Here is a 20,323-nt window from a genome sequence, read left to right as displayed (position 1 = left end):
ATTTCTGCCGAATCTACCGGAGGCGATGCTGCGCCTCTATCCGGACAACCACCCCGCAAAACCACACGAACTCGTGCCCGGGAATCCCGGGTTGCGGCGTACACGCCTTACCCGGGCTACCAGACCGTGGGCAGCGGTGAATCTGTAGTCCGGCTAAGCGTAGCGCGAGTCGGAAAGATCGACATCCGCCAGAAACAAAAAAGCCGGAGGTTTCCCTCCGGCTTTCTCATCACCAAACGCGATCAGGCAACGTCTTCGTACTGCGGTACCGGGTTGCGGAAGCTTTTGGTCACGCAGGCCAGGTAGACCAGACCAATACCGCCCCAGATCAGGCCGAGAACCATGGAGCTCTCTTCCAGGTTGATCCACAGCGCGCCGACGGTCAGCGCGCCGCACACCGGCAGAACCAGATAGTTGAAGTGGTCTTTCAGCGTCTTGTTGCGTTTTTCACGGATCCAGAACTGCGAGATCACCGACAGGTTAACGAAGGTGAACGCCACCAGCGCACCGAAGTTAATCAGCGCCGTTGCCGTCACGAGGTCGAATTTAATCGCCAGCAGCGCAATCGCGCCAACCAGCAGTACGTTCCACGCCGGAGTCCGCCATTTCGGATGCACGTAACCAAAGAAACGCGTCGGGAACACGCCGTCGCGGCCCATCACGTACATCAGACGGGAAACGCCCGCGTGCGCAGCCATGCCGGACGCCAGTACGGTGACGCTGGAGAAAATCAGCACGCCCCACTGGAAGGTTTTGCCCGCAACGTACAGCATGATTTCAGGCTGCGATGCGTCCGGATCCTTAAAGCGCGAGATATCCGGGAAGTACAGCTGCAGGAAGTAGGAAGCCCCGATAAAGATCAGGCCGCCAATCAGCGCCGTCAGGAAGATAGCCTTCGGGATCACGCGCTCTGCGTCTTTGGTTTCTTCAGACAGCGAAGAGATACCGTCGAAGCCGAGGAACGAGAAGCAGAGAATGGTCGCACCGGTAATCATCGGCACCACGTGCGCGCCTTCAGACCAGAACGGACGGGTGCTGGTCAGCGTGCCCGCGCCTTCGCCGTGCATAACGCCGTAGATAATCAGGCCAACAATCACCGCTACGATACCCATCTGCAGGATAACGATCAGGGTGTTGAAGTTCGCCACGGTCTTAATGCTGCGCAGGTTGGAGATGGTCATAAAGGCCACCAGCGCAACAACAAAGATCCACGACGGAATGGAAGGCACCAGCGCTTCAAAGTAAATTTTTGCCAGCAGAATGTTGATCATCGGCATGAACAGATAGTCCAGCAGCGATGACCAGCCAACCATAAAGCCAACGGCCGGGCTAATGGATTTCTGTGCGTAGGTATAAGCGGAACCCGCCGACGGAAAACGGCGAACCAGTTTACCGTAGCTCAGCGCCGTGAAGAGAATGGCGATCAGCGCGAAGGCGTAAGCCGTCGCAACGTGACCATCAGTCAATCCAGAGACGATACCAAACGTATCGAACAGCGTCATTGGCTGCATATAGGCAAGGCCCATCATTACAACCGGAATCAACGTAAGCGTTTTACGTAATTCCACGCGAGAGGTTTTTGGAGTAGCGTTATGCGACATAGTTATCCCCTTTTACGGTGAACGCCAGCGCGTAAGCAAAAAATTGCCCCATTTCTTTGTATTCCTCAGCGACAACCACTGTCGGTTTTTAGTAAATATCTATCCGGTACGAAGCCCGGCCTCTTGGTATTGAATGATGTGTCTTTCAACCAAAAAAATAACCGACACTTTAAAAAAGCGTCGGCCAGTTTCTGATTTTCAGGACGCGTATTTTGCAACAACTACTGGCACGATGACAAGATGTTGCAAGGCTTAATAATTACAGCCAATCTCTAACAGATTAATATTCATACGATTTTAGTATTATAGACCTGATGGATAGCACTATTTGCTAATATCTCTGCTCGCCACCACTCGCCCGCCAGACCACCGCCCTCTTCATGCCAGCCAATCCACGCGCGATTTACCGGCGCAACCATCCTGGTTTGAATTATTCGCAGCTCGCCGCGCGCTAATAAAGGCTGCACCTGAAATAGCGGCAAATAGCCCCATCCCAGCCCGGCGCAAAGCAGCGTCAGCTGGCCGGAAAGATCGAATACCGTCAGGCTGTCCTGATTTTCTGCCTGCGGCAACGAGCCGCAGTTGGCAATCGCGCGATAACGGCGCAACGTGCGCCAGCTCAGCGGTTCGGTAATTTGCGCCAGCGGATGCTGGGGCGAAACGACAAATACCTGCGTCAGTTCACCGAGAAGCAGACAACCGTAGCCGCTTAGCGCCGGCGGGTCGCTCTGAACCCCGAGCAGCAGATCCGCCCGCCCTTCCGCCAGGGTCTGCCAGCCTGCTGCGAGGGTATCGCGGCGAAATTCCAGACGGGTGGCGTGATGCTGGCGATAAAACGCCGTTATCAGCGGCGCCAACAGGTGAAACGGGAAACCGCTATCAACGTTCAGCACCAGCCTGTCTTCCCAGCCCTGATGCAGCCTGACGGCCTGCTTTTCCAGCTCGCGGGCGGTATGCAGCACGTCGCGCCCTTTTTCCAGCAGCATCTGACCGGTACGGGTAAAGCGCGCCCGGTGGCCGCTGCGATCGAGTAGTTGAATATTGAGGTCGCTTTCCAGCTTATGAATGGTATAGCTCAGCGCGGAGGGTGTTTTATAGAGCTTTGCCGAGGCGGCGGCAAAACTGCCCTCTTTGTCGAGGGCATCAAGAATGACGAGCACATCCAGCAGTGGTTTCATCGCTACCCCCTTACGGTACGCGATTCACCGCTGGCGGATCACTCCATCGGCATCACCAGCGGGTCGGGGTATTGGTATTCAAACCCCAGTTCGTTGCAAATACGGCTGCCATCCACGATCTTGCCGCTACCGTTTTCCGGGTTATCAGAGAAGACGGGAACGGGAAGCCCAAGCTCCCGGGCCATCAGCGGATAAAAGACGCCGCGCGCGGGATGCTTAGGCGCACATATATTATAGATGCGTCCGCCTTTCGGGGACTGCAATAACAGCTCGATCGCGGCGATCGCATCCTGGAGATGCACCAGGTTCACGCCGTGCTGGCCGTCTGGCGCGGATTTTCCGGCAAAGAAGCGCCCCGGGTGACGAGACGGCCCCACCAGCCCGGAAAGGCGCAGAATGTCCACCGAGGTGCCAGGAAGATTGTGCAGCCAGTCCTCCAGCTCTTTCAGCACTTGTCCGCTGGCGGTTTGCGGATTACGGGGCGAGCTCTCTTTCAGCGTGCCGCTGGCGTTGCCGTAGACGGAAGTCGAGCTGGTAAACAGGATGCGCGGCACGTGATGCGCGAGCGCGGTATCAACGATTTCCTGTACCGCCTGACGATAGAAGTCGTCTCCCGGCCCGGTCCGGCGCGCCGGCAGGGTAATCACCAGCGCGTCGACGTTCATTAATGCATCCAGATCCTCAGCGTCGCAGACCAGCTGCGGCTCCAGACGCAGCGGGTAGCTGTCGATACCGCACATCCGCGCCGCCTCTACGCCATCCTGGGTGGTCTTACTGCCGGTGACCTGCCATCCCCGCGACATCAACGACAGCGCAAGCGGCATACCCAGCCATCCTAATCCTACAATTGCGACCTTCTTCATCCCCTTGCTCCTGAATTTTCGCTGTGCTGACTTAAGGCTACGCCAGCCGGCGGCAACTGACAATTTCTTCGGTCAATATGAAATGAATTAATGATAGAAAAAAGCCCTTGCTTTATGCGAGTGAAGTGGTTTAGGTTAAAAGGCATCAAATGCATAGTCATTCACAGAGAATTTTATGAACAGCGTTCAATTTAAAAACCACCATCATCACCATCATCCTGACTAGTCTTTCAGGCGATGTGTGCTGGAAGACATTTGGATCTTCCAGTGGTGCATGAACGCAAAGAGAGCCCCCGGAAGATTCACTTCCGGGGGCTTTTTTTTGGACCGCATTCGGACAGATTCAGACAGGGTTACAGAGGAAAATAACAATGTTAGACAACAGCCGTTTACGCATAGCTATTCAGAAATCAGGGCGTTTAAGCGAAGATTCACGCGAATTACTCAGCCGCTGCGGCATCAAAGTGAATCTGCACACCCAGCGCCTGATCGCGATGGCGGAAAATATGCCGATCGATATTCTGCGCGTGCGTGATGACGATATTCCTGGCCTTATCATGGACGGCGTGGTCGATTTGGGGATTATCGGTGAAAACGTGCTGGAAGAAGAGCTGCTGAGCCGCCGCGCCCAGGGCGAAGATCCGCGCTACTTTACCCTGCGCCGTCTCGACTTCGGCGGCTGCCGCCTGTCGCTGGCGACCCCGGCGGATGAACCCTGGGACGGCCCTGCGGCACTGGACGGCAAACGCATCGCGACCTCTTACCCGCACCTGCTGAAGCGCTACCTTGACCAGAAAGGCATCTCCTTTAAATCCTGCCTGCTGAACGGCTCGGTTGAAGTGGCCCCGCGCGCTGGCCTGGCCGACGCGATTTGCGACCTGGTCTCTACCGGCGCGACTCTCGAAGCGAACGGCCTGCGCGAAGTGGAAGTCATGTTCCGCTCCAAAGCCTGCCTGATCCAGCGCGACGGTGAGATGGTGGATAGTAAACAGCAGCTTATCGACCGCCTTCTGACCCGTATTCAGGGCGTGATTCAGGCTCGCGAATCGAAATACATCATGATGCACGCGCCCACCGAGCGCCTGGAAGAGGTTGTCGCCCTGCTGCCCGGCGCCGAGCGTCCGACCATCCTGCCGCTGGCGGGGGACAAGCAGCGCGTCGCCATGCACATGGTCAGCAGCGAAACCCTGTTCTGGGAAACCATGGAAAAACTGAAAGCGCTGGGCGCCAGCTCCATTCTGGTTCTGCCGATTGAGAAGATGATGGAGTAATCCGGCGGGTCGGTCACGGGACAAACAGGGGAAACAATCATGAGCTTCAACACAATTATCGACTGGAACGGCTGTGGCGCAGAACAACAGCAACAACTTTTAATGCGTCCGGCCATTTCCGCCTCCGAGAGCATCAGCAAAACGGTGGCGGAGATCCTGAATAATGTTAAAGACAACGGCGATGCGGCCCTGCGTGAATACGGCGCAAAGTTCGACAAAACCGAGGTCACAGCGCTGAAAGTTAGCGAAGAAGAGATTGCCGCCGCCGGTGCGCGCCTGAGCGACGAGCTCAAGCAGGCGATGGCCGTAGCGGTTAGAAATATCGAAACCTTTCACAACGCGCAGCGGCTGCAGGCCGTAGATGTGGAAACCCTGCCGGGCGTGCGCTGCCAGCAGGTGACCCGCCCTATCGCCTCCGTCGGCTTATATATTCCCGGCGGCTCGGCGCCGCTGTTCTCAACGGTCCTGATGCTCGCCACGCCGGCGCGCATCGCGGGCTGCCAGCAGGTCGTGCTGTGCTCGCCGCCGCCGATTGCCGATGAAATTCTCTATGCCGCCCAGCTATGCGGCGTGCGCAATATCTTTAACGTCGGCGGCGCGCAGGCAATTGCCGCCCTCGCCTTCGGCACGGAGTCGGTGACGAAAGTCGATAAAATCTTTGGCCCGGGCAACGCCTTCGTCACCGAGGCCAAGCGTCAGGTGAGCCAGCGTCTTGACGGCGCGGCTATCGATATGCCCGCCGGGCCATCGGAAGTGCTGGTGATCGCCGACAGCGGCGCAACCCCCGATTTCGTCGCCTCTGACCTGCTTTCCCAGGCGGAGCACGGCCCGGATTCGCAGGTGATCCTGCTGACGCCGGATAGCGCGATGGCCACCCGCGTCGCCGAAGCCGTTGAGCGCCAGCTGTCCGCGCTGCCGCGTGCGGAAACCGCCCGTGAGGCGCTCTCCGCCAGCCGGATCATCGTGGCTCGCGATATCGCCCAGTGCGTGGAAATATCCAACCAGTACGGCCCTGAACACCTGATTATTCAGACCCGCAACGCCCGCGAACTGGTCGATGGCATCACCAGCGCCGGCTCGGTGTTCCTCGGCGACTGGTCGCCGGAATCCGCCGGGGATTATGCCTCCGGAACCAACCACGTGCTGCCGACCTACGGCTACACCGCGACCTGCTCCAGCCTCGGCCTGGCGGACTTTCAGAAACGCATGACCGTGCAGGAGCTGTCCCGCGACGGGTTCGCCGCCCTCGCTTCCACCATTGAGATACTGGCCGCCGCCGAGCGCCTGGACGCCCACAAAAACGCCGTTACGCTGCGCGTTGCAGCCCTTAAGGAGCAAGCATGAGCATCGAAGATTTAGCCCGCGCCAACGTCCGCGCGCTGACGCCGTATCAGTCTGCTCGCCGTCTGGGCGGTAAGGGCGACGTCTGGCTGAACGCCAATGAATTCCCCACCGCGGTTGCGTTCCAGCTGACCGAACAGACGCTGAACCGCTATCCGGAACCGCAGCCGAAAGCCGTCATTGAACGCTATGCGCAGTATGCTGGCGTTAAGCCGGAGCAGGTGCTGGTCAGCCGCGGCGCCGACGAAGGCATTGAACTACTGATCCGCGCCTTCTGCGAGCCGGGCCAGGACGCGGTGCTCTACTGCCCGCCGACCTACGGCATGTACAGCGTCAGCGCCGAAACCATCGGCGTGACCTGTCGTACGGTGCCGACGCTCGCCGACTGGCAGCTGGATCTGCCGGGCATCGCAGCCAATCTTGACGGCGTGAAAGTGATTTTCGTCTGCAGCCCGAATAACCCGACCGGACAGATTATCAACCCGAAAGATTTCCGCACCCTGCTGGAGATGGCGCGCGGTAAAGCCATCGTGGTCGCGGATGAAGCCTATATTGAGTTCTGTCCGCAGGCGACGCTGGCAACCTGGCTGAACGAGTATCCGCATCTGGTGGTTCTGCGCACGCTGTCCAAGGCGTTTGCCCTGGCTGGACTGCGCTGCGGCTTTACCCTCGCCAACGTCGAGGTCATTAACGTACTGCTGAAAGTTATCGCGCCCTATCCGCTCTCGACGCCGGTCGCCGATATTGCCGCTCAGGCGCTGAGTGCGGAAGGGATTGCCGCCATGCGCGAGCGCGTGGCGCAGATCCTCAACGAACGCGATTATCTGGTCAGCCAGCTGCGCAGCATTGCCTGCGTGGAAGAGGTGTTCGCTTCCGAGACCAACTACGTACTGGCGCGGATCACCGCGTCCAGCGCGGTGTTTAAATCTTTGTGGGATCAGGGCATTATCTTACGTGACCAGAATAAACAACCTTCATTAAGCGGCTGTTTGCGTATCACTATCGGTACCCGTGCAGAGAGCCAGCGCGTCATTGACGCTTTGACTGCGGAGAATGTATGACCCAGAAGTTTCTCTTTATTGACCGTGACGGTACGCTGATTTCCGAGCCACCGGTTGATTTTCAGGTAGACCGCTTCGATAAGCTGGCGTTTGAGCCGCAGGTGATCCCGGCCCTGCTCAAGCTGCAGCAGGAAGGGTATAAGCTGGTGATGATCACCAATCAGGACGGACTGGGAACCGCCAGCCTGCCGCAGGACGAGTTCGACGGCCCGCACAACCTGATGATGCAGATCTTCTCCTCACAGGGCGTCAACTTTGACGAGGTGCTGATTTGCCCGCATCTCCCGGCGGATAATTGCGACTGCCGCAAGCCGAAAACCAGGCTGGTGCTGCCGTGGCTGGAGCAAGGGGTGATGGACACCGCCAATAGCTACGTGATTGGCGACCGGGCCACCGACATTCAGCTGGCGGATAACATGGGCATTACCGGACTGCGCTACGATCGCGAAACGCTTGACTGGCCGACCATTTGCGAACAGCTTACCCGTCGCGACCGCTACGCCCACGTTGAGCGCATCACTAAAGAGACCCAGGTGGATGTCAAAGTGTGGCTCGATCGCGAAGGCGGCAGCAAAATCTCCACCGGCGTCGGCTTCTTCGATCATATGCTTGACCAAATTGCCACCCACGGCGGCTTCCGTCTGGAGGTCAAGGTCGGCGGCGACCTCTATATTGACGATCACCACACCGTGGAAGACACCGGCCTTGCGCTGGGCGAAGCGCTGAAGCTGGCGCTCGGCGACAAGCGCGGCATCGCCCGTTTCGGCTTTGTGCTGCCGATGGACGAATGCCTGGCCCGCTGCGCGCTGGATATTTCTGGCCGCCCGCACCTTGAATACAAAGCTGATTTTACCTATCAGCGCGTTGGCGATCTGAGCACCGAGATGGTCGAGCACTTCTTCCGCTCGCTCTCCTATACCATGGCGGTCACTCTGCACCTGAAAACCAAGGGCAAAAACGACCACCACCGCGTTGAGAGCCTGTTTAAGGCCTTCGGTCGCACGCTACGCCAGGCCATCCGCGTCCAGGGCGACACGCTGCCATCTTCGAAAGGGGTACTCTGATGAACGTGGTGATCCTCGATACCGGCTGCGCCAATCTCAATTCGGTGAAATCTGCGGTGAGCCGCCACGGCTACGAGCCGCAGGTCAGCCGTGACCCGGACGTGGTGCTGCGCGCCGATAAGCTGTTTCTGCCGGGTGTAGGGACGGCTCAGGCGGCAATGGACCAGCTGCGCGAACGGGATTTAATCGATCTGATTAAAGCCTGCACCCAACCGGTGCTGGGCATTTGTCTCGGTATGCAGCTGCTGGGAAAACGCAGCGAAGAGAATAACGGCGTCGACCTGCTGGGTATTATCGACCAGGACGTGCCAAAAATGACCGACCACGGCCTGCCGCTGCCGCATATGGGCTGGAACCGGGTATATGCTAAAGCGGGCGATCGTCTGTTTCGCGGCATTGAAGACGGGGCGTATTTTTACTTCGTCCACAGCTACGCGATGCCGGTCAACGTTAACACCATCGCTCAGTGCAGCTACGGCGAGGCCTTCACCGCGGCGGTGCAGAAAGATAACTTTTTTGGCGTCCAGTTCCACCCTGAACGCTCCGGCAGCGCCGGGGCGCAGCTGCTGAAAAACTTCCTGGAGATGTGATGATCATTCCTGCTTTAGATTTAATTGACGGTACGGTCGTCCGTCTCCATCAGGGCGATTATGGCCAGCAGCGCGACTACGGTAACGATCCGCTGCCGCGCCTGCAATCCTATGCCGCGCAAGGGGCCGAAGTACTGCATCTCGTCGATCTGACCGGAGCGAAAGATCCGGCGAAGCGCCAGATCCCCCTGCTGAAAACGCTGGTTGCCGGCGTGAACGTGCCGGTGCAGGTCGGCGGCGGCGTGCGCACGGAAGAAGACGTGGCCGCCCTGCTTGACGCGGGCGTGGCGCGCGTGGTGGTGGGCTCGACGGCGGTGAAGTCGCCGGAGGTGGTGAAAGGCTGGTTTAAGCGTTTTGGCCCGCAGCATCTGGTGCTGGCGCTGGACGTACGGATCGATGCGCAAGGCAGCAAGCAGGTGGCCGTTAGCGGCTGGCAGGAGAATTCCGGCGTAACCCTGGAGGAGCTGGTGGAGAGCTATCAGTCCGTCGGCCTGCAGCACGTGCTATGTACCGATATTTCCCGCGACGGGACGCTGGCCGGGTCTAACGTCTCGCTGTATGAAGAAGTCTGCGCCCGCTATCCGCAGGTGGCGTTTCAGTCCTCCGGCGGCATTGGCGATCTGCATGATATCGCCGCGCTGCGCGGAACAGGGGTGCGCGGGGTGATTGTCGGCCGGGCGCTGCTGGAAGGTAAATTTAACGTAACGGAGGCCATTCAATGCTGGCAAAACGGATAATCCCCTGTCTTGACGTTCGCGACGGCCAGGTAGTGAAAGGCGTGCAGTTCCGTAATCACGAAATCATCGGCGATATTGTCCCGCTGGCAAAACGCTATGCCGACGAAGGCGCGGATGAGCTGGTGTTCTACGATATCACCGCCTCGAGCGACGGTCGCGTGGTGGATAAAAGCTGGGTATCGCGCGTTGCGGAAGTGATCGACATTCCCTTCTGCGTCGCCGGCGGCATTAAGTCGCTGGAAGAGGCGGCGCAAATCCTCTCCTTTGGCGCGGATAAAATCTCCATCAACTCCCCTGCCCTGGCGGACCCGACGCTGATTACTCGCCTGGCCGATCGGTTCGGGGTGCAGTGTATTGTCGTGGGTATCGATACCTGGTTTGACGCCGAAAGCGGGAAGTATCACGTCAATCAATATACCGGCGATGAGAGCCGTACGCGGGTGACGCAGTGGGAAACGCTGGACTGGGTGCAGGAAGTACAAAAGCGCGGGGCCGGCGAGATCGTCCTCAATATGATGAATCAGGACGGCGTGCGTAATGGCTACGATCTGCAGCAGTTAAGCAAGGTACGCGCCGTGTGCCACGTGCCGCTGATTGCATCCGGCGGTGCCGGGACTATGGAGCACTTCCTGGAAGCCTTCCGCGACGCCAACGTCGACGGCGCGCTGGCCGCCTCGGTGTTCCACAAGCAAATTATCAATATTGGTGAACTAAAAACGTACCTGGCAGCACAGGGCGTGGAGATTAGGGTATGTTAAGTGAACAGCTGGATTGGCAAAAAACCGACGGTCTGATGCCGGTCATCGTGCAGCACGCCGTTTCCGGGGAAGTGCTGATGCTGGGCTATATGAATCAGGATGCGCTGGCGAAAACCGAAGAGACCGGTAAAGTGACCTTTTATTCACGGACCAAACAGCGTCTGTGGACCAAGGGGGAAACGTCGGGCAATTTCCTCAACGTGGTGAGCATCACCCCGGATTGCGATAACGACACCCTGCTGGCGCTGGTAAATCCGATTGGCCCAACCTGCCATAAAGGCACATCGAGCTGCTTCGGCGAAACCGGCCACCAGTGGCTGTTTCTCTACCAGCTGGAGCAACTGTTGGCCGAACGCAAGCACGCTGACCCGGAGAGCTCTTACACCGCGAAGCTGTACGCTAGCGGCACCAAGCGCATTGCCCAGAAGGTGGGAGAAGAAGGCGTTGAGACCGCGCTGGCCGCCACGGTGCATGACCAGTTCGAGCTGAAGAATGAAGCGTCGGATTTGATGTATCACCTGCTGGTGCTGCTGCAGGATCAGGGGCTGAATTTAACGGACGTGATTAACAATCTTAAGAGCCGTCACTGATGCCTTGCGCCCCCGCGCTGGCGGGGGCGATTTGCGGCCTATCAGGGTTTCTGCTCCAGCAGTGTGCTGTAGAGATTCACGTAGGCATCAATCATATGTTCGGCGGTAAACATCTCCTCAAAGCGGCGACGTGAATTTGCGCCATAGCGCGCTGCCGTTTCATCACTGTGCCACAGTTCGTTCATCGCTTCGACCAACGCTGCGCTGTTATCCGGCGGGATCACGCAACCATTGACCTTATCCTGGTTGATAAACGAGGTTCCGGTGCCAATTTCACACGAGATCAGCGGCCGGGCGAACCGCGCCCCTTCCAGTAAGGTAATGCCAAACGCCTCTGAGCGCAGGTGCGAGGGAAAGACCACCCCGCGGCACAGATGAAAGAGAATATATTTATCCTCATCATTCAGCATGCCGGTGAATATCACGTTATTCAGGCCGCGCTGTTCAGCCTCACGGCGAACTTCCGCTTCAAGCGGGCCGCCGCCGACAATAACGATCGGCAGTCGACTGCGCTCTGCGGCATCCAGCAGAATATGCAATCCCTTATAGTAACGAAATGCGCCGACAAAAAGGAAAAAGCGCTCGCCGACTTTCTCTCGCCAGTAAGCCAGGCGCTGCGGATTATGCTGCACATCCTTTTGCTCGAGGCCGAAGGGAATGACCACCGTTTTATCGAGGTATTTTTGCAGCGTCTGGCTGGAGGCTACGTAGTTTGGCGATGAGGCCACAATGCAGTCAACGCTGGAGAGAAATTGCTCCTGCAGCGGTTGATATAATTTCATTAGCCGCTTTTGTTTCACAATATCGGAATGATAGGTGACAACGGTTTTCGCTTTAGGATGCGCCATCAGATGTAGCATATCCATAAAGGGAAACGGGAAATGATAGTTAATAATATCGTAGTTATCTTTAATTTTATTAAATCGCTTTAACGCGCCGAGTGAGAATGGCGTCGAGGCGATTTCAATTAATTGCTTATTATAGATAACCTGATGCTGTTCGTAAGCCACTGGCCCGGTATTTTTATCCGGGGAAAAGGTGAAGACGTCGGCCGCGATCCCCCGACGAGCGCAGCCCTGGCACAACTGATAAATGACCTGTTCAATACCACCGTAGGTATTCGGATAATAGGTCTTATAGACGTGTAAAACTCTCAACTTGCACCCTTAGAGTAATTTATAGGCATCGATCGTCTGGGCCGTACAGGTTTCCCACGAAAACTGTTGTGCCTGAATAAAACCGCGCGCTACTGCTATCTCCCGCCAGTATTCATCCTGCAGACTTTGCAATATATGAGCGCTTATCGCGTCTACATCGTTAGGGTCGGATAACAACCCCGCATCCCCCGCCACTTCAGGTAATGATGTGACATTGGAGCATACTACTGGGATACCGCAAGACATTGCTTCAAGAATAGGTAATCCGAATCCTTCATAAAACGAAGGATAAATAAAGGTTCTGGCTGCCGCATATAAATACGGAAGATCGCCATCCGGGACATAACCCAGATAACGGATCCACCCTTCACGAGTCCCGCGTTCAACGATCTGCCACAGCGCATCGTCTTCCCACCCACGGTAACCGCTGAGAATCAGCGGGTAGCGCATGCGCGTCTCCATCGGCAGATGCTGGTACGCCTGCAACAGGCCTCGAATATTTTTCCGCGGCTCCATCGTGCCGATGTAAAGCGCGTAGCGCTGCCACTCCAGTTGATATTTCTGCAGAACCGGCAGACATTCATCCGGGCTGCGCGGAATATAGTCGCCGCTGCAGGCAAGATGGGTTGTTACGATCCGATCGGCAGGATAGTTAAACAGCCGGATAATTTCGCTGCGGGAAAAGTCAGATACCGTCAAAATAAGCTTTGCCGTGTCCAGACTTTCGCGCAGTGACTTTTCCATATAACGCACCCGGTCCTTTGGATGAAATTCCGGACAGGTGAATATGGAGATATCATGAAATGTGGTTACGGCACGTTCCAGACGATGCGGCAGATAAAAGTTAGGCCCATGATAGATATAATCTTTATAATCGCGCAGCGCCCACGCCTGGCGACGCGGATGCAACACGCGATAGGCTTCAATCAATAACGGCTGACGGCGTAAAAAAGCCGCCAGCTTACCGTGATTGCTGGCTCGGGTATCCGCTTTATTTTCAATCTGGGGAATGCTGTCAATAAATGAAGAGCCGTGAAATAATTTTAGCTCTTCAATTTCGCTGGCCACCGCCAATCGTTTTACCAGTTCGAGGGAATAACGACCGATACCCGTTAATGGATATTTGATTGGCTCAGTTGCAAATATAATTTTCATAAAAGCTCTTGACCGTGACACAGGAGACTGCCACGGCTAATATTGTTTATTTATTCGCGTCAGATTTAATAACCGGAAGATTCTCCACCAGGAATTCTGCACTTTGCTTCCATGTCAACCAGTTGATTTTTTCAGAGCGAGGATGAGCATTTTTCCGATATAATTCCAACCACTCGTCAATCGCTGTTGAAATATCTCCCGGCTGTTCACCAGAGAAATAGAATGCATGTTCTTGAGCAATCTCTTTAAACACCGGAATATCACGGATGATTACCGGTAATTTTTTCTGCGCAGCTTCAATTAATGGTAGCCCAAATCCTTCGCCGAGAGATGCGAAGATTAACGCACTAGATTGAGCATACAACTTCGCAAGGAACTCATCGCTAATATTTTGTAGCCAAAATAATCTCTTATTTAGCTGTGAGTGGTGACGTAAACGTTCACATAAATCATCAACATGCCACCCCTGTTTACCAATGATAAACAGATTGTAGTTCTTGCCCTGCCGCCACAATTCCTCAAATGCCGCTAGCGTCTGCGCATGGCCTTTGCGAGGTTCCATCGTTCCCACCATAATAAAGGAGGGTTCAGCAGCCATCTTAGTCAGCAAGTCATTCGCGTTATCCGGCATGCCCACAGAAGGAACGCTGGCATCCAGGTCGGCGCCAAGATGGAAATTACTCACCTGCAGCAATGGATTAGGTTTAACCCAGTTGGCATTTTCAGCAATCCACGATTTCACATCCTCTGCTACGCTTGCAGAAACACAAATCAGACGGTCAGCGTGCTGCGCAATGCAGGATAACCAAATAGGGAAAACGCGCTGCATTCCCTCATCGCTCCACTCCGGCCTTCTCAGAGGCAAGATATCATGCACAACAAAACAAACCCTGGCGCCGGATAAACGAATAAAATCCAGCTGGGCAGTAAGTTCAGGAAACAGATGTGCAGTCAGATCGGTAGCAACCAGAATATCATCTTTGGTAAACAGTACCGGTTCATCAGGCCCGAACTGGCCGTTAAAATGGGTATTCAGATATTCGTTGGCATAACGATAGCATTCACCCGGTCGATAATAAACCGCACTGACGGTGTAACCAGCAACGCCTGATTTCAGTAACTCACTAAGTATACTACGGGAAACTCGTTGAATCCCCGTTTTCGCATCATGTTCGACAAGGACAGAAATATCAACCAGCAGCTTGCGCTGATGCGTGGCAAAGCTGTTACGAGTAATAGCCCAGGCTGTTTGTAAGCGTTCAGCTTCACCTAATTCCGCAATATTTTTAATTTGATTAATGGTGTTTGCGGTGAAACTAGTTATATCCAGAGGCTCTGAAGCAGAAGCCGTATCAACAAGCCTTTCAAATCCCTTTAATGCGAGTTGCGCGGTGTGATCCCATGTGAATTTTGCCGCCTGCTTCGGAGCATGAGCTTTCAACGCTGAGTAGAACGCATTATCGGTCAAAGCCCTTTGCATAACACGGCAAATATCGTGAACATCCTGCGGATTAAATAAAGCCTCTTCCATACCGATGACCTCCGGTAAGCTGGTCACATTTGAACCCAGCGTAGCCGCGCCGCAGCGCATAGCTTCTAGTGGAGGCAGGCCAAACCCTTCATGTATAGAGGGGAAAACGAAAATTTTGCACAAATTGTAAAGTGCAATAAGGTCACCGTCGTTTAAGAAACCGGTAAAAACTAGCTGATTGCGGGATAAACCATAGTTCTCTGCAACGCGGTACAGCCTTTCCTTTTCATCAGTGCTAATTTTATAAGCTAAAACTAAGGGATAACTCTGTTGCAGGGTATCCGGTAATAAACTATACGCATGAATCAGCGCCTCAATATTTTTACGCGGCTCTATCATTGCCAAGGAGAGAATAAACTCTTGAGGCAGATGATATTTGTTACGTAAAGCATTGATATCGTCTTGAGTATAATCTGTAATATTAAATGAATCGCTGACTCCAGATGAAATATTAATGATCTTATCTGCAGGAATTGATGTATAATCAATAACTTCCTGCATGGATGATCTGGAAATAGCAAAAATAGCGTCCGACCTTTCATATTCAGCAAGTTTATCAAGATAATACTGACGGAAGTTCGGTTCGCCCAGATAGCGTTCTTTATTAAGTAACGGAATGAGATCGTGGCAAACACAAACTGTCTTCCACGGCACTGTAGTTTGAGGAATTGAGACGGTGTAACTGTCGTCAAAACCTTCGTAGAAATTAATGACGAAAACAATATCGGGGTTGATGTTAGCAATAGCAAGATCGCGAGCTAGTTTAGCGGCAACACTCCGCGGTTGATTTTCACGGTCGCGAAGAGCTGTCGGGCCCGCAGCTGAAAAAATAAACATTTCTTCCTGCGGTAGAATATCACCCCAGCTATTTTTAATTTCATTAATACTGTCAATCGGATACATGCCGTTCATTAAGATGCTGACTCGATGCTGGCCAGCATTTTTTATGATCGCACGACTCATTTCATAAGTGCTGCGACCAACTCCACGGAATTTACTTTCCGACTGATATCCTTGTACATCAATCAAAATATGCAAGTGACTCACCTTATCTCTTGTTTTTAAGCTCGCTAAAAATTGAATTAACTTCCGGAGGCAATAACTCTGGATGTAATATCTGTTTTTCAGTCTGCGACTGATTTTGTGGGTCGTTATGATAAGGGTTATGTGAACCAGGATTCATACGACGATGCAAACGATAAGCAAAGTCATAAATTCCAACTTTATGCAGTAGATTGATAGCTCTCTGCTTTAGCCGTGGATGTGCACGCAGAAAAATGAATATTTTGCCAAGTACTCGTTTCAGTAAATGCTTAAAACGCTGCCTGAAGCCATACTGGCGAAGTAAATAGTACTGCATGCCAGCATAACGATACCACTTCGTCATTTTCCATGAGCGGCTATTATGGATTTTAGCGATTTCATGGCGGAGATTCTCTGCCTCTTGTCGCGCATCATTGAGCTGAGTATGGAGTTGCATAACCTCTTCAGAATCTACAGTTTGACTCGGCTCAACCTCGACACACTGCTGTGCATCGGTGATAACGTCTTGTGGCGGATACTCACGCTTTTCAAGCGTCTGAATACTCTCACCCATCATATTTATCAGGGATGTGAGTTCATTGATTTGCGACTCGAGACGGCCAACCCGCGCATCCGTATTGCGTATTTGCGTTTGACCTTCCAACAATACGGGCTCCTGAGCCCGGACCCATAGATCAGAAGCATCCATAGCGGAGCTCGCAGCCGGTAGAGCATCTTTGGTATTAAAGAGTCGTTGGAGTAAAGCAAAATTCCACTCACCAACAGGATGTTTCCAGAATGCTGTCAACCAATTTGAATACGGTTCAGGCAACTGGAAAGGGCTTAATGGTGCGGAACGCCAGAACCCCCCCCAGGATTTATTTTCACCAAACAGTTCATTTACAAAAATAATGAACGACTGGAAAATATTAACTGGCCAGCTGCAGTCTTGTTGCACACTTCCAACCGAACCAAAATCTATTAAACGAGCGCTGTCATTATCGTCAATTAAAACATTCCAGGTTCTGAAATCATCATGATACAGACCATGCTCTTCCAAAATAACCAGCTGATCGAGAAGATCGGAAATAACTTTTTCCCGATTAATATGCCGTCCGCTGGCCAGAACGTCGTTTAACAGCTCTCCGGGTATTTTTTCCATTACCAGCCATCCCGCAACTTCATTCCCCCCGGAAGTAAACAACGCGGGCACTTTTAAGCCAGATGGCGGAGATTTGAGAAAAGCTTCTTCATGGGCGAGTTCTGTACGATTACGCTCGCTTTCCTTATCAGTTAGTAAACCACTTACCGTACTATAACGATAGAACTTACATATGAAATCAGAAGAGAAATAATAGCGACGGCTCTGCTTATGCGCAAAACCTGCCCCGGTATAAGGACTGTCGCGCCATGAAGTAAAAGGCTGATTAAATTCCGGAAGAATAACCCTGTGGTTACTGATAATATACATCGGACGTGAAATATTAGACAAATGAGTGTCAAATCTTCCAATCAATCGATAGAAAGCACACTGTTCAATAAGCTCACGCGGATCTTCTGGCTGGGATTCCCCCCAATACAGCGGTTCCTCTTTAACAGCGAGTTCGAGAATCATCGCCTGCGTCAGGTTTGCCAATCGCTCTAGCAGCGTTCTGACTTCCGCAATCCCATGCAGATGAACTATGTGGTGAAAAACACTTAGCCCAATGGCAAGATCGAACTGGTTTTCTTCCAGCGTGCTGATAATGTCTTCGATGCGCCCGACTTGAAATCTAACATCACAATGTGGGTTTTCTTCAGCAAGCGCCTGGCAAACATCAATGTTCTGCTGTAGAAAGTCGATACCTAATACGCTGGCGCCCTTGCTTGCCAGACTTAAACTGAAGAATCCCTGCGCACAGCCCAGATCGAGAACCCGCAGTGGCCTGCCTAACTCTCTGGACAAGGTATCATATTCTTCACTAATTAGCGCGAGCCGTTCATTACAGTCGCGTGCAGCATCACCATCCCACTCAGGATGCCCAAAAATAGTCTGATAAATCTCAGGTAATTCGCTAACCAATTTATGTGTATTAGTAGTCATGGAATATTTTTTCTCATCTTCATTGGTAACTATTGAACGTCGACTTCAGGTCAATCACACCCCAGAAATCCATGCTCTTAGTTACATGCAAAATGATGGAGTCATAGCGACGATCGAGCGGTGTCATATCGGTTTGCGGGCTTCCCTCTGAAATGCCAAACGACAGAAGATAGTCACCACTATTTAAATCAACCGGAAAACTGAATTTAAATACCCGAACGTCCCCACGTGATACCGAAATATTTTCCCGACCTTCCGAGGCCAGGAAGGAATTGGTACCATAGAGAAATAAACCATCCAAAGTCTTGATTAACAAACCAGGCACTACGCAGTCAAAATCATATTCAAAGACAACTTTCATCATGAAGTCAGTCTGCTGGTTTCCAGTCAGTGACGGTGGATAATCTATCCCGGAGCTTTGGATATGATAATCAATGATCTTTGCGCCCCCCTGTCCCCAACGATATTCTTCAGGTCGATAGCCTGGGCGGGTATGGAAAACGTCAGCAACCTCATCAAGTGACATATGGACGCCGCTGTCACTATTTTTTGGTTTTTTAGCCACTTGCGCAGCATTTTTGTCCGCTTTACCGAATAACTCATCAAGATAGCGGTTGGTCACTTCACGCGCGGAGCCATCGAGGCAAATATTACCATCTTTCAAGAAGATAGCACGATCGCAATGCTTAACTATATCACCGGCGCTATGAGATACGAGCAGTAAGGTTGTCCCCTGCTTTTTGAAATCAGCAATCCGTGCATAACATTTAGCCTGGAAACGAGAATCACCAACGGACAAGGCTTCATCAACGATCAAAATATCCGGACGGGAAGCAGTGGCGACCGCAAAAGCCAGACGCATCTGCATACCGCTCGAATAGATGCGTACCGGCTGGTTTATATAGTCGCCTATATCAGCAAAGGCCTCGATTTCCGGCATTAAACGCTCGATATCATCGCGATTTAAACCCATCATTAAGCCGGACATATAAACGTTCTGAATACCGGTAAAATCAGGATGAAAACCCATCCCTAACTCCAAAAGAGCAGCCACCCGGCCATGAATTTCAATTGACCCCTCAGTAGGCTGAGTCGTACCGGTTAACAATTTTAGTAAGGTACTCTTCCCGGCGCCATTAACCCCGACGATGCCGATAGACTCGCCAGGTTCAACGTTAAAGTTAATATCCTTGAGTACCCACTTTTTGCTGTGTCGCGACTTATTGCCCGGTAATAACTTCTCAATAACCCGGTTCCATTTCGATGAGTAATATTTATACGCCTTGCCGACGTTCTGAACTTTAATGGTCATGATCAAATCTCGTCCACAATATCAGCTGAGTGTTTCTTAAACAGGCGCCAGGCAAATAAGAACAGAATAAGGGATAGTATGGTTACCGGTAGCAAAGCCATCCAGTTAGGGCTTTGATGGTACAACATCACATTCTGGTAAGACGTTATAATTGTTACCATTGGGTTATACGCCAGCAGTCCCGAAACCCACTCTGGTAAAGTTTTAGAAACATAAACAATGGGAGTGAACCAGAACCAAAACTGGAGCAGAATGTTAACAAATTGCCCAACGTCACGGACAAAAACATTCAATACCCCGAGGATAATGCCCAGGCCCAAAGTAAACAGCATCTGTATCATCAACACCGGAATAATTTCGAAAAAGATCCAGCCCGGGAAATTACCGGTAATAAGCAGAAACAGCACAAACAGGCCAAATATGATCAAAAAGTTAATAAATGCAGAAGCAGTGATAATAATTGGCAAACAGATGCGCGGAAAGCTGAGTTTTTTGAGAATATTGGCATTCGACAAAAAAACGTTGACGAGATTGTTAAGCGTTTCGGTAAACAATCCCCACGTCAATACTCCCGAACAGAGATAGATGCTGTAAGCAAAGGGGCCATCCATACCGGCCAAACGTGCCCTCATCAGCTCCGAAAAGATCAGCGTATAGACGGAAATCATGGCAACAGGCTGTAAAATCAGCCATGCGGCCCCCAAAAAACTCGTTTGATAACGAGACTGGAAGTCTCGTTTAACGCTGTCAATGATAAAACCACGATAGCGATAGATCGCTGAAAACATCGGACTCAAAGCGATTCCTCTTTTAACATATTGAGCAACTCGGCAGTTTTCTCCTTCATCAACGCGGTATCAGCTTTTGACTCCACGTTGAGACGCACTACCGGCTCGGTGTTCGAGCTGCGCAGGTTAAAACGCCACTCCGGATATTCAATACTGATGCCGTCTGTGGTGTCCACGTTGACGGCATCCGGTTCATAGCGCTCACGGATGCGCGCTATTG

The 20,323-nt window shown here is 52.8% G+C and carries 19 protein-coding genes, 1 pseudogene and 1 other annotated feature; of the genes and pseudogenes, 9 read left to right on the top strand and 11 right to left on the bottom strand.

What is annotated here, in order from left to right:
- Window positions 1-242: 242 nt before the first annotated feature.
- From K2184_RS00100 to K2184_RS00085, 4 genes are all read right to left on the bottom strand, one after another.
- Window positions 243-1,601, bottom strand: a complete 1,359-nt coding sequence (locus K2184_RS00100; RefSeq protein ID WP_004103635.1) for an APC family permease — start codon at window positions 1,599-1,601, stop codon at window positions 243-245.
- Entirely contained in the window at window positions 1,591-1,653 is a 63-nt protein-coding gene (gene yoeI, locus K2184_RS00095; RefSeq protein WP_096335043.1) for a membrane protein YoeI, read from the bottom strand. Before yoeI ends, K2184_RS00100 begins: the two co-directional genes overlap by 11 nt.
- A 235-nt stretch (window positions 1,654-1,888) precedes the next feature.
- Window positions 1,889-2,779, bottom strand: coding sequence for a LysR family transcriptional regulator (locus K2184_RS00090; RefSeq protein ID WP_023321271.1), 891 nt, complete (start codon window positions 2,777-2,779; stop codon window positions 1,889-1,891).
- 38 nt (window positions 2,780-2,817) lie between these two features.
- A complete protein-coding gene (locus tag K2184_RS00085; RefSeq protein ID WP_004103637.1) occupies window positions 2,818-3,642 on the bottom strand; it encodes an SDR family oxidoreductase in 825 nt (274 codons plus the stop codon).
- Between the two features lie 175 nt (window positions 3,643-3,817).
- Here K2184_RS00085 and hisL point away from each other — a divergent pair, with 175 nt between their 5' ends.
- From hisL to hisIE, 9 genes are all read left to right on the top strand, one after another.
- Window positions 3,818-3,868, top strand: a complete 51-nt coding sequence (gene hisL, locus K2184_RS00080) for a his operon leader peptide (RefSeq protein WP_009654477.1) — start codon at window positions 3,818-3,820, stop codon at window positions 3,866-3,868.
- Window positions 3,844-3,966 (top strand) — a sequence feature (His leader region). (Overlaps the previous gene by 25 nt.)
- Before the next feature lie 47 nt (window positions 3,967-4,013).
- The gene (hisG, locus tag K2184_RS00075) at window positions 4,014-4,913 is read left to right on the top strand and encodes an ATP phosphoribosyltransferase (protein ID WP_004103638.1); all 900 of its coding nucleotides are present in this window, start codon (window positions 4,014-4,016) and stop codon (window positions 4,911-4,913) included.
- A 39-nt stretch (window positions 4,914-4,952) separates the two neighbouring features.
- The gene (hisD, locus tag K2184_RS00070; protein ID WP_004103640.1) at window positions 4,953-6,257 is read left to right on the top strand and encodes a histidinol dehydrogenase; all 1,305 of its coding nucleotides are present in this window, start codon (window positions 4,953-4,955) and stop codon (window positions 6,255-6,257) included.
- Window positions 6,254-7,315, top strand: coding sequence for a histidinol-phosphate transaminase (gene hisC / locus K2184_RS00065; RefSeq protein ID WP_004103642.1), 1,062 nt, complete (start codon window positions 6,254-6,256; stop codon window positions 7,313-7,315). The genes hisD and hisC overlap by 4 nt, the downstream gene beginning before the upstream one ends.
- Window positions 7,312-8,379, top strand: coding sequence for a bifunctional histidinol-phosphatase/imidazoleglycerol-phosphate dehydratase HisB (hisB, locus tag K2184_RS00060; RefSeq protein ID WP_004103644.1), 1,068 nt, complete (start codon window positions 7,312-7,314; stop codon window positions 8,377-8,379). The genes hisC and hisB overlap by 4 nt, the downstream gene beginning before the upstream one ends.
- Window positions 8,379-8,969: an imidazole glycerol phosphate synthase subunit HisH gene (gene hisH / locus K2184_RS00055; RefSeq protein ID WP_004103646.1), complete on the top strand. Its 591-nt coding sequence runs from the start codon at window positions 8,379-8,381 to the stop codon at window positions 8,967-8,969. Before hisB ends, hisH begins: the two co-directional genes overlap by 1 nt.
- The gene (gene hisA / locus K2184_RS00050; RefSeq protein ID WP_016809191.1) at window positions 8,969-9,706 is read left to right on the top strand and encodes a 1-(5-phosphoribosyl)-5-[(5-phosphoribosylamino)methylideneamino]imidazole-4-carboxamide isomerase; all 738 of its coding nucleotides are present in this window, start codon (window positions 8,969-8,971) and stop codon (window positions 9,704-9,706) included. The genes hisH and hisA overlap by 1 nt, the downstream gene beginning before the upstream one ends.
- Window positions 9,688-10,464: an imidazole glycerol phosphate synthase subunit HisF gene (gene hisF / locus K2184_RS00045; protein WP_004113932.1), complete on the top strand. Its 777-nt coding sequence runs from the start codon at window positions 9,688-9,690 to the stop codon at window positions 10,462-10,464. The genes hisA and hisF overlap by 19 nt, the downstream gene beginning before the upstream one ends.
- Window positions 10,458-11,054 (top strand): bifunctional phosphoribosyl-AMP cyclohydrolase/phosphoribosyl-ATP diphosphatase HisIE, encoded by a 597-nt coding sequence (gene hisIE, locus K2184_RS00040; RefSeq protein WP_004103655.1) that lies wholly within the window; start codon window positions 10,458-10,460, stop codon window positions 11,052-11,054. The genes hisF and hisIE overlap by 7 nt, the downstream gene beginning before the upstream one ends.
- 41 nt (window positions 11,055-11,095) lie before the next feature.
- On the opposite strand, the gene K2184_RS00035 is transcribed toward hisIE, so the two are convergent.
- From K2184_RS00035 to K2184_RS00005, 7 genes and pseudogenes are all read right to left on the bottom strand, one after another.
- Entirely contained in the window at window positions 11,096-12,211 is a 1,116-nt protein-coding gene (locus K2184_RS00035) for a glycosyltransferase family 4 protein (RefSeq protein ID WP_004103657.1), read from the bottom strand.
- A 9-nt stretch (window positions 12,212-12,220) separates the two neighbouring features.
- Window positions 12,221-13,366: a glycosyltransferase family 4 protein gene (locus K2184_RS00030; RefSeq protein WP_123829771.1), complete on the bottom strand. Its 1,146-nt coding sequence runs from the start codon at window positions 13,364-13,366 to the stop codon at window positions 12,221-12,223.
- A 46-nt stretch (window positions 13,367-13,412) separates the two neighbouring features.
- Window positions 13,413-15,935: a glycosyltransferase family 4 protein gene (locus K2184_RS00025; RefSeq protein WP_123829772.1), complete on the bottom strand. Its 2,523-nt coding sequence runs from the start codon at window positions 15,933-15,935 to the stop codon at window positions 13,413-13,415.
- Window positions 15,936-15,945: 10 nt separating this feature from the next.
- On the bottom strand, window positions 15,946-18,003 hold the full coding sequence (locus tag K2184_RS00020) for a class I SAM-dependent methyltransferase (RefSeq protein ID WP_196557168.1): 2,058 nt from the start codon (window positions 18,001-18,003) through the stop codon (window positions 15,946-15,948).
- A gap of 19 nt (window positions 18,004-18,022) precedes the next feature.
- Window positions 18,023-19,315: an ABC transporter ATP-binding protein gene (locus K2184_RS00015; RefSeq protein ID WP_032728450.1), complete on the bottom strand. Its 1,293-nt coding sequence runs from the start codon at window positions 19,313-19,315 to the stop codon at window positions 18,023-18,025.
- A gap of 2 nt (window positions 19,316-19,317) precedes the next feature.
- Window positions 19,318-20,103 (bottom strand): ABC transporter permease, encoded by a 786-nt coding sequence (locus tag K2184_RS00010; protein ID WP_439237709.1) that lies wholly within the window; start codon window positions 20,101-20,103, stop codon window positions 19,318-19,320.
- 5 nt (window positions 20,104-20,108) lie between these two features.
- Window positions 20,109-20,323 (bottom strand): annotated as a pseudogene (locus K2184_RS00005) (phosphomannomutase CpsG); the annotation flags it as partial.

The organism is Klebsiella sp. K5-306, from assembly GCF_051835185.1.
In the GTDB taxonomy this organism is placed as follows: Bacteria; Pseudomonadota; Gammaproteobacteria; order Enterobacterales; family Enterobacteriaceae; genus Klebsiella; species Klebsiella oxytoca.
This window is presented reverse-complemented; position numbering and strand designations above follow the sequence as displayed.

Bases quoted from the DNA above. Each gene is read 5' to 3' on its own strand.
- K2184_RS00100 (WP_004103635.1), bottom strand. From the start codon at position 1,601: ATGTCGCATAACGCTACTCCAAAAACCTCTCGCGTGGAATTACGTAAA.
- K2184_RS00090 (WP_023321271.1), bottom strand. From the start codon at position 2,779: ATGAAACCACTGCTGGATGTGCTCGTCATTCTTGATGCCCTCGACAAA.
- K2184_RS00085 (WP_004103637.1), bottom strand. From the start codon at position 3,642: ATGAAGAAGGTCGCAATTGTAGGATTAGGATGGCTGGGTATGCCGCTT.
- hisG (WP_004103638.1), top strand. From the start codon at position 4,014: ATGTTAGACAACAGCCGTTTACGCATAGCTATTCAGAAATCAGGGCGT.
- hisD (WP_004103640.1), top strand. From the start codon at position 4,953: ATGAGCTTCAACACAATTATCGACTGGAACGGCTGTGGCGCAGAACAA.
- hisC (WP_004103642.1), top strand. From the start codon at position 6,254: ATGAGCATCGAAGATTTAGCCCGCGCCAACGTCCGCGCGCTGACGCCG.
- hisB (WP_004103644.1), top strand. From the start codon at position 7,312: ATGACCCAGAAGTTTCTCTTTATTGACCGTGACGGTACGCTGATTTCC.
- hisH (WP_004103646.1), top strand. From the start codon at position 8,379: ATGAACGTGGTGATCCTCGATACCGGCTGCGCCAATCTCAATTCGGTG.
- hisA (WP_016809191.1), top strand. From the start codon at position 8,969: ATGATCATTCCTGCTTTAGATTTAATTGACGGTACGGTCGTCCGTCTC.
- hisF (WP_004113932.1), top strand. From the start codon at position 9,688: ATGCTGGCAAAACGGATAATCCCCTGTCTTGACGTTCGCGACGGCCAG.
- hisIE (WP_004103655.1), top strand. From the start codon at position 10,458: ATGTTAAGTGAACAGCTGGATTGGCAAAAAACCGACGGTCTGATGCCG.
- K2184_RS00030 (WP_123829771.1), bottom strand. From the start codon at position 13,366: ATGAAAATTATATTTGCAACTGAGCCAATCAAATATCCATTAACGGGT.
- K2184_RS00020 (WP_196557168.1), bottom strand. From the start codon at position 18,003: ATGACTACTAATACACATAAATTGGTTAGCGAATTACCTGAGATTTAT.
- K2184_RS00015 (WP_032728450.1), bottom strand. From the start codon at position 19,315: ATGACCATTAAAGTTCAGAACGTCGGCAAGGCGTATAAATATTACTCA.
- K2184_RS00010 (WP_439237709.1), bottom strand. From the start codon at position 20,103: ATGTTTTCAGCGATCTATCGCTATCGTGGTTTTATCATTGACAGCGTT.